10 protein-coding genes, 1 tRNA gene and 1 pseudogene are annotated in these 14,038 nt (G+C 61.8%); all 12 read left to right on the top strand.

Going from position 1 to position 14,038, the window contains the following annotated elements; genetic code table 11:
- Positions 1–290: pseudogene (locus tag VJR68_RS21490) on the top strand (NADH-quinone oxidoreductase subunit L); the annotation flags it as partial.
- Between the two features lie 15 nt (positions 291–305).
- The gene (locus tag VJR68_RS21495; protein WP_324150925.1) at positions 306–1,814 is read left to right on the top strand and encodes an NADH-quinone oxidoreductase subunit M; all 1,509 of its coding nucleotides are present in this window, start codon (positions 306–308) and stop codon (positions 1,812–1,814) included.
- Between the two features lie 10 nt (positions 1,815–1,824).
- Positions 1,825–3,264 (top strand): NADH-quinone oxidoreductase subunit NuoN, encoded by a 1,440-nt coding sequence (nuoN, locus tag VJR68_RS21500; RefSeq protein ID WP_324150926.1) that lies wholly within the window; start codon positions 1,825–1,827, stop codon positions 3,262–3,264.
- Between the two features lie 87 nt (positions 3,265–3,351).
- Positions 3,352–3,428: transfer RNA gene (locus VJR68_RS21505), tRNA-Met, on the top strand.
- 395 nt (positions 3,429–3,823) lie between these two features.
- A complete protein-coding gene (gene rimP, locus VJR68_RS21510) occupies positions 3,824–4,339 on the top strand; it encodes a ribosome maturation factor RimP (RefSeq protein ID WP_324150975.1) in 516 nt (171 codons plus the stop codon).
- Between the two features lie 53 nt (positions 4,340–4,392).
- On the top strand, positions 4,393–5,898 hold the full coding sequence (gene nusA, locus VJR68_RS21515) for a transcription termination factor NusA (protein WP_324150928.1): 1,506 nt from the start codon (positions 4,393–4,395) through the stop codon (positions 5,896–5,898).
- 144 nt (positions 5,899–6,042) lie between these two features.
- Positions 6,043–8,841 carry a translation initiation factor IF-2 gene (infB, locus tag VJR68_RS21520; protein ID WP_324150930.1) on the top strand — a complete coding sequence of 933 codons (2,799 nt, stop codon included), beginning with the start codon at positions 6,043–6,045 and terminating at the stop codon, positions 8,839–8,841.
- 151 nt (positions 8,842–8,992) lie between these two features.
- Positions 8,993–9,364, top strand: a complete 372-nt coding sequence (gene rbfA / locus VJR68_RS21525) for a 30S ribosome-binding factor RbfA (protein WP_324150931.1) — start codon at positions 8,993–8,995, stop codon at positions 9,362–9,364.
- A gap of 39 nt (positions 9,365–9,403) precedes the next feature.
- Positions 9,404–10,336, top strand: coding sequence for a tRNA pseudouridine(55) synthase TruB (gene truB / locus VJR68_RS21530; RefSeq protein WP_324150933.1), 933 nt, complete (start codon positions 9,404–9,406; stop codon positions 10,334–10,336).
- Between the two features lie 153 nt (positions 10,337–10,489).
- A complete protein-coding gene (rpsO, locus tag VJR68_RS21535; protein ID WP_324150934.1) occupies positions 10,490–10,759 on the top strand; it encodes a 30S ribosomal protein S15 in 270 nt (89 codons plus the stop codon).
- Positions 10,760–10,778: 19 nt separating this feature from the next.
- Complete coding sequence (gene pnp, locus VJR68_RS21540) at positions 10,779–12,884, top strand: polyribonucleotide nucleotidyltransferase (RefSeq protein WP_324150936.1); 2,106 nt, start codon at positions 10,779–10,781, stop codon at positions 12,882–12,884.
- A 112-nt stretch (positions 12,885–12,996) separates the two neighbouring features.
- Complete coding sequence (locus tag VJR68_RS21545) at positions 12,997–14,037, top strand: poly(R)-hydroxyalkanoic acid synthase subunit PhaE (protein WP_324150937.1); 1,041 nt, start codon at positions 12,997–12,999, stop codon at positions 14,035–14,037.
- Position 14,038 lies beyond the last annotated feature (1 nt).

Below are 14,038 nucleotides of genomic sequence, written 5' to 3' on the forward strand. Positions count from 1 at the left end.
TCAAATCCGCGCTCAAGCCGTTCTGGGTCATCCTCGACCGCAAATACTGGGTCGATGACATCTACTTCGCGATCTTCGCCCGTGGTGGCGTGAAGCTGGGTCGCATGTTCTGGAAGGGTGGCGATGCGGCCGTGATCGACGGCGTGCTGATCGATGGTTCGGCCAGCCTGATCCAGCGTATCGCCGCGGGCGTACGCCGCGTGCAGTCCGGTTATCTGTATCACTATGCGTTTGCGATGATCCTCGGCCTGATCCTGCTTCTGGGCGGGTATTGGCTGGTCGGGCACTAAAGGGAATCGAGCTCCATGTTCAATCACTTGCTCAGCCTGCTGATCTGGCTGCCCATCGTTGGCGCGGTGCCCGTGTTGCTGGCCGGCTCCGGTCGTCCCAACGCGGCGCGCTGGATCTCCCTGTTGATGGCCATCCTCACGTTCGCCATCAGCCTGTTCCTCATCCCGCAGTACAACGCTGATGTCTCCGGGATGCAGCTGGTCGAAAGCCATGTGTGGATCGAAGCGCTCAACGTCCACTACGGCCTCGGCGTCGACGGTATTTCCGTTGCACTGATCCTGCTGACCACCTTCGTGGGCATCCTGGTGATCATCGGTGCCTGGGAAGTGATCCAGGACAAGCCGCACCAGTACATGGCCGCCATGCTGGTGCTCGAAGGCCTGATGATCGGCGTGTTCTGCGCCACCGACGCGTTGCTGTTCTATGCCTTCTTTGAGGCGATGCTGATCCCGATGTTCATCCTCATCGGTATCTGGGGCGGTCCGCGTCGCGTCTACGCCACCCTGAAGTTCTTCATCTACACGTTCTTCGGCTCGATCTTCATGCTGATCGGCCTGATCTACCTGTATCTGAAGGCAGGCACGTGGGATCTGCACGCGTTGCAGGCACTGCCGTTGTCGCTGACGGAGCAGAGCTGGCTGTTCTTCGCCTTCCTGATCGCCTTTGCGGTGAAGGTGCCGATGGTGCCGGTGCACACATGGTTGCCGGACGCGCACGTGGAAGCACCTACCGGTGGTTCGGTGGTGCTGGCGGCAGTGATGCTGAAGATCGGCGGATACGGCTTCCTGCGTTTCAGCTTGCCGATCGTGCCGGATGCCTCGCATCAATTTGCGTGGATCGTGATCCTGCTCAGCCTGATCGCCGTGGTCTATATCGGCTACGTGGCACTCGTGCAGGAAGATATGAAGAAGCTGGTGGCGTACTCGTCCGTGGCGCACATGGGCTTCGTGACCCTGGGTATCTTCATTGCCTTCATGCTAGTGCGCGACCAGGGCAATACCGATGCCGCACGTCTGGGCATGCAGGGCGCGATGGTGCAGATGATCTCGCACGGCTTCGTCTCGGGCGCGATGTTCTCGTGCATCGGCGTGCTGTATGACCGCCTGCACACCCGCCTGATCAAGGACTACGGCGGCGTGATCAATGTGATGCCGTGGTTCGGCCTCTTCTACGTGTTTTTCGCCATGGCCAACTGCGGCTTGCCGGGAACCAGCGGATTCGTGGGCGAATTCATGGTGATCCTGGCCAGCTTCAGCGCCAATCCGTGGATCGCGCTGTTTGCCGCCTTCACGCTCATCATCGGCGCGGCGTACACGTTGTGGCTGGTCAAGCGCGTGCTGTGGGGCGAAGTGACCAATCCGCACGTGGCCGAGATGAAGGACATCAACGGACGCGAGTGGCTGGTGCTGGGCGCGTTCGCCGCGTTGACGCTGATCATCGGCGTGTGGCCGGAACCGCTGACCCACCTGATGAACACCTCGGTGAACCAGCTCGTGCAAGTACTGGCCATTCACAAGGTCTAAGAGAACGACCATGCCGACTATCAACGACATTCTCATCATGCTGCCGGAATTCTTTCTGGTGGCCGCGGCGTGCGTTCTCCTGCTGGCCGACGCTTTCATGAAACCGGCCGAGCGCGTGTACCTGCACTGGCTCTCCATCGGCGTGCTGGTGGTGACCGGCTACCTGGTACTGCGCTACCAGCCCGAGGGCGCAGTCACCGCGTTCGGCGGCATGTTCATTCGCGACGGACTGAGCACGATCCTCAAACTGTTCGCGATTCTCTCAACCATCCTGGTCTTTATCTACGGCCGTCCCTACATGGTCGATCGCAAGCTGTTCGTGGGCGAGTTCTACACGCTCATGCTGTTCGCGGTGATCGGCGTGATGCTGCTGGTATCGGCCGGCAGTCTGGTGATGATCTACCTCGGCCTGGAACTGCTGACGCTGTCGTCGTACGCACTGGTGGCGCTGAACCGCGATTCCAGCCTGTCGTCCGAGGCCGCCATCAAGTATTTCGTGCTGGGTGCGTTGTCGTCGGGTCTGCTGCTGTATGGCATGTCGATGATCTATGGCGCCACCGGTACGCTGGGTCTGGCGCAGCTGCATGAAGCCATCCCGCACAGTGCAATGCCGCATCTGCTGATCTTCGGCCTGGTGTTTCTGGTGATCGGCGTGGCGTTCAAGCTTGGCGTGGCGCCGTTCCACATGTGGATTCCGGACGTCTACGAAGGCTCGCCCACGGCGGTGACCGCGTTCATCGGTTCGGCGTCCAAGCTCGCCGCGTTCGGCATGGCGTTCCGCCTGCTTGCGACCGGCATGGGTGATTTCTCGCAGCACTGGCAGATCATGCTGGCTGCGCTCGCGGTGCTGTCGTTGGCCATCGGCAACATCGTGGCCATCGTGCAGAGCAACCTCAAGCGCCTGCTTGCGTATTCGACCATTTCGCACATGGGTTATCTGCTGCTTGGCTTGGTCAATGCAGGTCCGGAAGGCTATTCCGCCGCCATGTTCTACGCAGTGAGCTATGCGCTCATGTCCACCGCAGCCTTCGGCGTGATCCTTGCGCTGAGCCGCGCCGGTTTCGAGTGCGACAACATCGATGACTTCAAGGGTCTCAACCAGCGCGCACCGTGGATGGCGTTCCTGATGATGCTCGCGCTGTTCTCGCTGGCTGGCGTGCCGCCGCTGTTCGGCTTCTTCGCCAAGCTGCTGGTGCTGCAGGCTGCGATCCACGCCGGCATGTTGTGGCTGGCGATCGTGGGGGCCGTGTTCGCCATCATCGGCCTGTACTACTACTTGCGCGTGGTGAAGGTGATGTACTTCGACAAGCCGGAAGTCGGCACCGAAGTGCGCATCCAGCCCGATTTCACGCTGCGCCTGGTGCTGTCGCTGAATGCGCTGGTACTGCTGGGACTTGGCTTGTACTGGGGCCCGCTGCTCAGCTGGTGCAAGCAGGCATTTGTGGGTTGAGAGAAAAATTTCTTCCCGCGAAAGAGAAAAATAGCGGTCATGGTCTTGCAAGAATTCGGCCAAGTCGCTAACATTCTCGGACTCTGATGCGGGGTGGAGCAGTCTGGCAGCTCGTCGGGCTCATAACCCGAAGGTCGTAGGTTCGAATCCTACCCCCGCTACCATATTTATCGCATCAGAAAGCCGGTGATCTTCAAGATCGCCGGCTTTTTTTATGTCTCCGAAAAATCCGCGCCTGATGACAGCGATAGCTTGTTTGCGCGCTGGGAAGGGCGATAAATCATTGCGTTGCACCGTTCTGTTACGTATACTTTCCAAACTCTGTAGCGGTCAGAAGCGCGTTATACAGGCGCGAATCGGCAGGCGACCAGATCTTTCTTGGACAAGAAAGCCTCCTCGCGAGGCTTTTTTGTTGGGCGCAAGGATGCGTATGCGTCGTGTCGGGTCATAATCACCGACTTGGGGCGCACGGAAAGGCTCTGGTAGAGCGGGACATCGGCAAGGTAAGGGAATGGGCCGTCAGAGCCCATTTTTTGTTTCCGGCAACGGTATCGAGAGATTGGACACACAGGCGCTAGCACAACGCTTCACTGACGTTTTGGCGGATCTCCAGCTGGAATGCATCGGTGTGGAATTCAGCCCTTCACAGGGACAAAGCACGCTGCGCGTCTATATCGATGCCGAAGGGCGAGAGGTCACCCTCGACGATTGCGAGGCGGCTAGCCGCGAACTATCGGCGCTGCTCGACGTTGAAGATCCCGTTCCCGGTCATTACGTGCTGGAAGTGTCCTCGCCGGGTATCGATCGCCCGCTGTTTACCACTGCACAGTTCGCCAAGGTGACCGGGCAGGAAGTGAAGGTTCTGTTGAAGGCGCCATTAGACGGACGCCGCCGTCTGCGCGGCAAGATCGTTTCGGTGGAAGGCGAGCAGATCCGTCTGGAAGCGGAAGGCAAAGTATTTCAGTTCGAGCACGATGCGGTGGAAAGTGCCCGCATCGTGCCGGATTGGGCAGCGCTCGGTTACGTGCCGCAGCCCAAACCCGGCGGTCGCAAGCCGGGCAAGAAGAAAGGGTAGAACTAAGGTCAATCTGTGATGGAACGCTGGACAGCGTTCACGGAGTGGTTTCAATGAGCAAAGAACTTTTGCTGGTCGTAGATGCGGTTGCCAACGAAAAAGGCGTGTCGCGCGACGTGATCTTCCAGGCGATGGAAGCCGCGTTGGCGTCGGCCGCGAAAAAGCGTTATCCGGATGAAGACCCGGATATCCGCGTCACCATCGATCGCAATTCGGGTGACTATGAAACCTTCCGTCGCTGGGAAGTCATCGCTGATGACGGCGAGATGGAATCCCCGTTCCGCCAACTGCGCCTGATGGATGCCGAAGACGAGCGCTCCGGTGCGCAGATCGGCGAATTCATCGAGCAGCAGATTGAAAACGCCGAATTCGGCCGCATTGCAGCGCAGGCCGCCAAGCAGGTGATCGTGCAACGCGTGCGCGAAGCCGAGCGCCAGCAGGTGGTCGATGCGTTCAAGGATCGCGTGGGTGAACTGGTTACCGGCATCGTCAAGCGCGTCGAGCGCGGCAACGTCTACCTCGACCTCGGCGGCAATGCCGAAGCCTTTATTCCGCGTGACAAGACCATCCCGCGTGAATCGCACCGCGTCGGTGACCGCGTGCGTGGTTATTTGTTTGAAGTGAAATCCGAAGCACGCGGTCCGCAGTTGTTTGTATCGCGCGCCGCGCCGGAATTCATGATCGAGCTGTTCAAGCTCGAAGTGCCGGAGGTGGGCCAGGGCCTGGTCGAGATCAAGGGTTGCGCCCGCGATCCGGGTGATCGCGCCAAGATCGCCGTGGTGGCGCACGATAGCCGTACCGATCCCATCGGCGCCTGCATCGGCATGCGCGGCTCGCGCGTGCAGGCGGTGTCGAACGAGCTCAACGGCGAGCGCGTGGACATCATCCTGTGGCACGAGAACCAGGCCCAGTATGTGATCAACGCCATGGCGCCGGCCGAAGTGCAATCCATCATCATGGATGAAGACAAGCACTCGATGGACATTGCAGTTGCCGAGGACAAGCTGTCCCAGGCCATCGGCCGCGGCGGCCAGAACGTGCGCCTGGCCAGCAAGCTCACCGGCTGGCAGCTCAACGTGATGACCCAGGACCAGGTCGCCGCCAAGAGCGAGGCCGAGCAGGAATCCGCCCGCCAGCTGTTCATGGACAAGCTGGAAGTGGACCAGGAAATCGCCAACATCCTGGTGCAGGAAGGCTTCTCCAGCGTCGAAGAAATTGCCTACGTGCCGAGCGCGGAACTGCTGGCTATCGAAGGCTTCGACGAGGACATCGTCGAAGAGCTGCGTGCCCGCGCCCGCGACTCGCTGCTGACCGAAGCGCTGGCTGTCGAGGAAAACCTCGACGAACACCAGCCTTCCGAAGAACTGCTGAACATGGACGGCATGGACGAAGCGACGGCTTACGCGCTGGCTGAGCGCGGTGTCGTCACGATGGACGATCTGGCCGATCTCGCGGTCGACGACATGATCGACATCGACGGCATGGACGAAGATCGTGCTGCGGCACTCATCATGGCGGCACGTGCGCCGATGATTGCGCGGCTGGAGAAGGGCGGCTAACCGCGGGCGGCAGCGTCCCGGATGGGCGCGCCGGGAGACCGATGAGGTCTCCACCAAGGACGGAGGTGGCCGTGCAAGAACATGCCTTAGTAGCCAGGTTTTTGTACGGACGATAAGCGCGGGAACGGCGGAGAAAGAATCACGATGTCGGACGTCACAATCAAACAACTCGCTCAGGTTCTGGGCATGCCCGTCGACCGTCTGCTGACGCAGCTCGGCGAAGCCGGCATGAAATTCTCGAACCCGGAGCAGGTCATCAGCAGCACCGAGAAGGTGAAGCTGCTGGGCTTTCTGCGCCGCACGCACGGCAAGGCAGATGCCACCGTCGAAGCCGAGGATTCCTCGCCGCGACAGATCACACTCAAGCGCCGCAAGATCAGCGAACTGAAGGTGTCCACGCCGGGTGGCCGCGGTACCTCCAGCGCCAAGACGGTGAACGTGGAAGTGCGCGCCAAGCGCACCTACGTCAAGCGCAGCGTGATTGCCGAAGAAGCAAGCACGGATACCGAGCGCGAAGAAGCGCTGCGCCGGCTGCAAGAGTCGCAGCAGCAACGCGAGCACGAAGAACACGAGCGCGTCGAAGCCGAGCATCGGCGCCAGGAAGAAGCGCGTCAGCGCGCTGAAGAAGAAGCGGCGCGCCGTGAAGCCGAAGCGGCCGAACGCGCACGTCAGGAAGAAGCAGCTACACAAGCAGCCGCCGAGGCACAGGCCGCTGCACAGCAGCCGCAGCAACAAGCCCAGCCTGTCGAAGAACACCAAGAGCCGGCACGTATTCCCGAGCCGGTGGTTAAACCCGAGGAAGAAAAAGTGGCCGAATCCCCGGCCGTGCAGCGCATCGATCCCACCTCCCTGGGCATGATCCTGCCGCGCATCCATGAACCGCGTAAGCGTGAGAAGAAACCCGTGGTGGCAGCGCCCGCGCCAGCCCCCGCCCCCGCGCCGGCCCCTGCGCCGAGCAGCGGCGCCGACCGCGGCAAGACCAAGCACGGTGGCGGTTTCCGCGATCGTGAAGACGGGGCCGGTGGCAAGCGCTTCGCCGCTGGCGAACTGCATCTGTCTGATGCCGATCGCGCGCGCCGCTCCAAGCGTGGCAAGGCGAACAAGTCTGCAGTGCGTGAAGCGCCGCGCGGCGGCGCGCCGTCTGCCGGTGCGCACGGCTTCTCCAAGCCAACCGCGCCGGTGGTGCGTGAGGTCGTGGTGAGCGATGCCAACGTGGTCGCCGAGCTCGCGCAGAAGATGGCGGTCAAGGGCTCCGAAGTGGTCAAGGCCCTCTTCAAGATGGGCGTGATGGCCACCATCAACCAGACCATCGATCGCGATACCGCCATGCTGGTGGTGGAAGAACTCGGCCACAAAGCCGTGGAAGCCAGCGAGCAGGGCGCCGAAGCCGCGTTGGCTGCGCACACGCAAAGCGCCGAGCTGGAAGGCGAGCGCACACCGCGTCCACCGGTGGTCACCATCATGGGCCACGTCGATCACGGCAAGACCTCGCTGCTCGACTACATCCGCCGCACCAAGGTGGCGGCTGGCGAAGCCGGTGGCATCACCCAGCACATTGGTGCGTATCACGTGACGACGCCGAAGGGCGTGATCACCTTCCTGGATACACCAGGCCATGCTGCCTTCACGGCAATGCGTGCACGCGGTGCACAATCCACTGACATCGTGGTGCTGGTGGTGGCCGCTGACGACGGCGTCATGCCGCAGACGCAGGAAGCCGTGCAGCATGCGCGCGCGGCCAAGGTGCCGCTGATCGTCGCGATCAACAAAATGGACAAGTCCGACGCCAATCCGGATCACGTCAAGCAAGGCCTCGGTAATCTCGAGGTGATCCCGGAAGAGTGGGGTGGCGATACGCCGTTCATCCCGGTATCGGCCAAGACCGGCATGGGCGTGGACGCCTTGCTCGATGCCATTTCGGTGCAGGCCGAAGTTATGGAGCTGACGGCGGTCGAAGATGGCCCGGCTTCGGGCGTGGTGATCGAATCGAGCCTCGATCGCGGCCGTGGTCCGGTGGCGACCGTCCTGGTACAGCAAGGTACGCTCAAGCGCGGTGACTTCGTGGTCTGCGGCGTCGAATACGGCCGCATGCGCGCGCTGATCGACGAGACCGGCAAGACCGTGCAGGAAGCCGGCCCTTCGATTCCGGTGCAGGTGCTCGGCTTGTCCGGCGTGCCGGAAGCGGGCGACGATTTCGTCGCTGTGGCCGACGAGCGCCTGGCCCGCGAAGTGGCGGCAGAACGTCAGCTCAAGCGGCGCGAGACGCGCATGGTCAGCAAGGCCAACCGCCTGGAAGACATCATGGCGCAGATGGGCCAGGCGACCGAGCAGCAGACGCTCAATATCCTGGTCAAGGCCGACGTACAGGGCTCCGTGCAGGCTCTGCGCGATTCACTCAGCCAGATCGGCAACGAGAACGTGAAGGTGAACGTGATTGCGGCCGGTGTCGGCGGCATCACCGAATCCGACGCCACGCTGGCAGCAGCATCGAAGGCGCTGATCATCGGCTTCAACGTGCGCGCGGACGCTTCGGCGCGCAAGGTGATCGATACGGCCGGTCTGGACGTCCGCTACTTCTCGATCATCTATGACGTGATCGATCAGGTGAAGCAGGCGGCATCGGGTCTGCTGGGCGTGGAAGTGCGCGAGGAAATCATCGGCATCGCTCAGGTGCGCGATGTGTTCCGCAGTTCCAAGTTCGGCGCCGTGGCCGGCTGCATGGTCACCGAAGGCATGGTCAAGCGCAGCAAGCCGATCCGCGTGCTGCGCAACAACACCGTGATCTTCCAGGGCGAACTGGAATCGCTGCGCCGCTTCAAGGATCTCGTGGACGAAGTGCGTGCCGGCATGGAATGCGGTATCGCCGTGAAGCAGTACAACGACGTGAAAGTGGGTGACCAGATCGAGTGCTTCGAGCGTATCGAAGTTGCCCGCACGCTCTAGTCCACGCAATAGCCCTCTCTCCTCAGGGAGAGGGGGCGTAGGTTGGGTTAGCGCAGCGTAACCCAACGCTTTCGACTCGAATCTGTTGGGTTACGCTGCGCTAACCCAACCTGCAAACCATGCCCGATTGACGATTTCCGGCTTCCAAAACATGCCATCCCGCGACTTCAAACGCACCGACCGTGTAGGCGCCGAACTCCGCCGTGAGTTGGGCACCCTGGTGCATGCCGCCGTCCGCGATCACGGCCTGCCATCGTGCAGCGTGTCGGACGTGGAAGTCACGCGCGATCTGGACTGGGCAACCGTGTGGGTCACCGCGCTGCTGCCGCAGCAGTCCAAAGAAGCGGTAAAGGCGCTCAACGAACTGGCCATGGAATTTCGCCGTTCCTTGTCGCGCTCGATGCGTATCCGCCGCGTACCGGAACTGCGCTTCAAGTACGACGACTCGGTGGACAAGGGCGAGCGGATCGATCAGCTCTTGCGTCAGAATCCTGCGCAAGAAGCGGATCGCAGCGAAGATTGATGCCTCTCTCCACCTTGGAGGGGCTGACTACTGCACACCATGAGCCGTCGCCGCCATCGTCCCGATGCCCGTGACCTGCACGGCATCCTGTTGCTCGACAAGCCGCTGGGCATGAGTTCCAACAAGGCATTGCAGATGGCGATCGCCATCCTGCGCGCGGCCAAGGGCGGCCATACCGGCGCGCTCGATCCGTTGGCGACAGGCTTGCTGCCGCTGTGTTTCGGCGAGGCCACCAAGATCGCCGGCAACCTGCTCGGCTCGCGCAAGGCGTACCTGGCCGAATGCCGCCTGGGTGTTACCACGACCACTGCCGATCTCGAGGGCGAGGTACTGGAGCAACGGCCGGTGCCGGCGCTGGACGAGGCCACCCTCGAAGCTGCCCTGGCAACGCTGCGGGGCAGGATCGTTCAGGTGCCGCCGGTGTACTCGGCACTCAAGCAGGGAGGGGAGCCGCTTTACCTCAAGGCGCGCCGTGGCGAAACCGTGGAGGCGCCGCCGCGGGAGGTGGATATCCATCGCCTGGAACTGGTTTCCCGCACGGAAAATACCCTGTCGCTGCATGTGGAGTGCGGTTCCGGCACCTACGTGCGCAGCCTGGCCGTGGACCTTGGCGAAAAGCTGGGCTGCGGCGCTCATCTCAGCGCGTTGCGCCGGCTGTGGGTGGAGCCTTTCCGTGCCCCGGTCATGGTGACCATGGATGAGCTGCGCGAAGCAGCCGAGCAGGGCGGCGACAGCGTGGACCGGCTGGTCCTGCCGCTGTCGGCAGGGGTGGCCGACCTGCCGGCACTGTACCTGGATGCCACCGCGGGTCAGGCCGTCTCACAAGGGCGCCAGATTGAGTGGCCGGCCGCGCAGCCGCGCGCGTATTCGGCGGCTTTCGCCCCTGATGGACGCCTGCTGGCGCTAGTGGACTGCGACGAACAGGGCCGGATTCGCATTCTCCGTGGTTTCAATCTGCCTGCCGCCATTTAACGTGTTATGTGATGGTCTTGTTGCAATCCACCGGCCCTCGGTACAATAACCCGCTTGATTCAGAACTTTCTCTCAACCTGTCGGAGCTTGCGCAACGTCACCGGGCGGTGACGTTGCGCAAGTTCCGCACCTGTTTTTTTAAGGAAGACACACATGTCCCTCTCTGTAGAACAGTCCAGCAAGATCATTGCTGACTTCGGCCACGCGCCGAACGACACCGGTTCCACGGAAGTGCAGGTCGCCCTGCTTTCCGCCCGCATCGAACACCTCACCGATCATTTCAAGACGCATAAGCAGGATCATCACTCCCGTCGTGGTCTGCTGAAGCTGGTTAACCAGCGCAAACGCTTGCTCGGCTATCTCAAGGACCGCGATTTGGCTCGCTATCAGAGCCTCATTGAGCGCCTTGGCCTGCGTCGCTGATCGGACGAGGACACCCAAAGTGGCGAAAGTAACCAAGTCATTCCAGTACGGTAATCACGAAGTCACACTGGAGACGGGCGAAATCGCCCGCCAGGCTTCGGGCGCCGTCATGGTCAGCATGGGCGGTACCGTGGTGCTGGTCACCGTGGTCGCCGCTACCAAGGCGAAAGACGGGCAGGACTTCTTCCCGCTCACCGTCGACTACGTCGAGAAGTTCTACTCCGCCGGCCGCATCCCCGGGGGTTTCTTCAAGCGCGAAGGTCGTCCGACCGAGAAGGAAACGCTCACCTCGCGCCTGATCGACCGTCCGGTCCGCCCGCTCTTCCCGGAAGAGTTCAAGAACGAAGTGCAGATCATCGCCCAGGTGATCTCGCTCAATCCGGAAATCGACGGTGATATCGCCTCGATGATCGGCGCGTCTGCTGCGCTGAGCCTGGCCGGCATCCCGTTCAAGGGTCCGATCGGCGCCGCGCGCGTGGGCTATGCCAACGGCCAGTATCTGCTGAACCCGACCGTTACCGAGCTGAAGACCTCCGATCTGGATCTGGTCGTCGCTGGTACGGCCAACGCCGTGCTGATGGTGGAATCCGAAGCCAAGCTGCTCAGCGAAGAAGTGATGCTGGGCGCCGTGGTGCACGGCCACAAGCAGATGCAGGTGGTGATCAATGCCATTAACGCCTTCGTCGCCGAAGCCGGCCGCAAGCCGTTCAAGTGGGAGGCCCCCGCACGCAATGATGCGCTGTTCAACGACATCCAGGGCATCCTCGGCGATCGCCTGGAAAAGGCTTTCGCGATCCGCGACAAGCTGGAGCGTCGCGACGCCATTGCCGCGCTGAAGAGCGACATCAAGACCGGTATCGCTGAAACCGCCGCCTCGCACGGCTGGTCCGACCTCGACATCAGCAACGCCTTTGCTGAAATCGAATACCGCACCATGCGCGACGGCGTGCTGAAGACCAAGGTGCGTATCGACGGCCGCAACCTGGACGATATCCGCCCGATCTCCGTGCGCGTAGGCGTGCTGCCGCGTACCCACGGCTCGGCGCTGTTCACCCGCGGCGAAACCCAGGCACTGGTCGTGGCCACACTGGGTACCGCGCGTGACGCGCAGATCATCGATGCGCCGGAAGGCGAGTCGAAGGATCCGTTTCTGTTCCACTACAACTTCCCGCCGTTCTCGGTCGGTGAAGCTGGCCGCTTCGGCGCGCCGAAGCGTCGCGAAATCGGCCATGGCCGTCTCGCCAAGCGCGGCGTGCAGGCGGTGAAGCCGGCGATGGAAGAATTCCCGTATGTGCTGCGCGTGGTGTCTGAAATCACCGAGTCGAACGGTTCTTCCTCGATGGCGTCGGTGTGCGGTTCCTCGCTCGCCCTGATGGACGCCGGCGTGCCGCTCAAGGCTCCGGTGGCGGGTATCGCCATGGGCCTGGTGAAGGAAGGCAACGACTTCGTCGTGCTCTCCGACATCCTGGGCGACGAAGACCACCTCGGCGACATGGACTTCAAGGTGGCCGGTAGCGCCGATGGCGTGTCCGCGCTGCAGATGGACATCAAGATCGAGGGCATCACCGAAGAGATCATGAAGCTGGCGCTGGAGCAGGCAAAGCGTGGTCGCCTGCACATCCTGGGCGAAATGGCCAAGGTGATCAGCCAGCCGCGCGCGGAAATGAGCGAATACGCTCCGCGCCTGCTCACCATCAAGATCCATCCGGACAAGATCCGCGAAGTGATCGGCAAGGGTGGCGCCACCATCCGTGCCATCACCGAAGAAACCGGTACCACCATCGACATCAGCGACGACGGCACCGTGGTGATCGCCTCGGTCAACCGCATGGCCGCGGAAGAAGCGCGCAAGCGCATCGACCAGATCGTCTCCGACGTGGAGCCGGGCCGCATCTACGAAGGCAAGGTTGCCAAGTTGATGGACTTCGGTGCGTTCGTGACGATCCTGCCGGGCAAAGATGGCCTGGTGCACGTGTCGCAGATTTCCAACGAGCGCGTCGAAAAGGTCTCCGACAAACTCAAGGAAGGCGACATCGTCAAGGTGAAGGTGCTGGAAGTGGACAAGCAGGGCCGTATCCGCCTGTCCATGAAGGCGGTTGCCGAAGACGAAAGCGCGAACGTGTGAGCGCTTTTCTGACAAGCTGATCCATCGAAGACGCCCGGTTCCATAGCCGGGCGTTTTCATTTTCGAAAGCTCGTATTTGATACGATCCGCGCTTCACCTCGAGGATGCAGGCATGCACGACCAGGCGAATGATTTCATGAAGGACTACCAGGCTTTCGCACAGCAATCCTGGGATGCCTGGATGCGTTATCTGCAACAGCAGCAGCCGGGCCAGCCAAATCCTTTCGGTATGGGGATGGGCATGGGAACAGCGGCCATGCCGCAGCACGACCTGCTCACGCGTAGCCTCGCCAGCCTTCAGGCCTACGGCAACTGGCTGCAACAGGCCGCCACGGGAGCGGGATTGGGGCAGCAGAGCAATCCATGGCAGCAACCAGCCGCCATGCAGTCGTTTCTTTCCGCCTTTACACAACCTTTTCAGCAAGCCGTCGCGGGCATCGATAGCGCCTCCGCCTTTGGCATGGAGCATCAATGGCAGGCCTGGCTGCAAGCCATGCAGCAAGCCGGCATGGCGGCGGGCATGCCGAACAGCCAAATGGCGACGTTCGGCATCACCCGCGAATTCCAGCTTGATCAGCAGGCCCTGCAAGCGGCCATGCAGGAATACGCCCAGATCAGCGCGCGCTACCAGGCATTGCTGCAGAAAGTGAATGCGCAAGGCATCGCTAAATTGCAGGCGATGCTGGGTCAGCATGGTGAGCCCGGCAAGCAGGTCGAATCCCTCAAGGCGCTTTACGACCTGTGGGTGGATGCAATGGAAGACGCCTATGCCGAAATGGCGCTTTCGGAGGAATACCGCGATGTGTTCGGCGCGCTGGTGAATGCGCAGATGCAGGTGCGCAAGCTGCAGCAACAACATACCGAACAAGTATGTCGTGAACTCGGTATCCCCACGCGCAGCGAAGTGAACAGCCTTGGCAAGCGCGTGCAAGAACTGCGGCGCGAACTGAAGGCGCGAGGACAGGTTGAGTTAGCGGCGGATGCGTCCCTGGTCGATTCGCTGCAGGCCGAAATCGCTTCGCTGAAGCATGAGCTCGCAGCAAGCAAGGCTGCCAAGGTGCATCCGATCGAGCGCAAGCGCAGCGGCGAAAACGGCAAAACCCCTTCGCAACGCACGAAAGCCACGCGCTCCGCCGCCGGCAAGCGGAAGTAAG

It is taken from the genome of Dyella sp., from assembly GCF_035277725.1.
Taxonomy (GTDB): Bacteria; Pseudomonadota; Gammaproteobacteria; order Xanthomonadales; family Rhodanobacteraceae; genus Dyella_B.

Coding starts and splice junctions, on each gene's coding strand:
- VJR68_RS21495 (WP_324150925.1), top strand. CDS start 306: ATGTTCAATCACTTGCTCAGCCTGCTGATCTGGCTGCCCATCGTTGGC.
- nuoN (WP_324150926.1), top strand. CDS start 1,825: ATGCCGACTATCAACGACATTCTCATCATGCTGCCGGAATTCTTTCTG.
- nusA (WP_324150928.1), top strand. CDS start 4,393: ATGAGCAAAGAACTTTTGCTGGTCGTAGATGCGGTTGCCAACGAAAAA.
- infB (WP_324150930.1), top strand. CDS start 6,043: ATGTCGGACGTCACAATCAAACAACTCGCTCAGGTTCTGGGCATGCCC.
- rbfA (WP_324150931.1), top strand. CDS start 8,993: ATGCCATCCCGCGACTTCAAACGCACCGACCGTGTAGGCGCCGAACTC.
- truB (WP_324150933.1), top strand. CDS start 9,404: ATGAGCCGTCGCCGCCATCGTCCCGATGCCCGTGACCTGCACGGCATC.
- rpsO (WP_324150934.1), top strand. CDS start 10,490: ATGTCCCTCTCTGTAGAACAGTCCAGCAAGATCATTGCTGACTTCGGC.
- VJR68_RS21545 (WP_324150937.1), top strand. CDS start 12,997: ATGCACGACCAGGCGAATGATTTCATGAAGGACTACCAGGCTTTCGCA.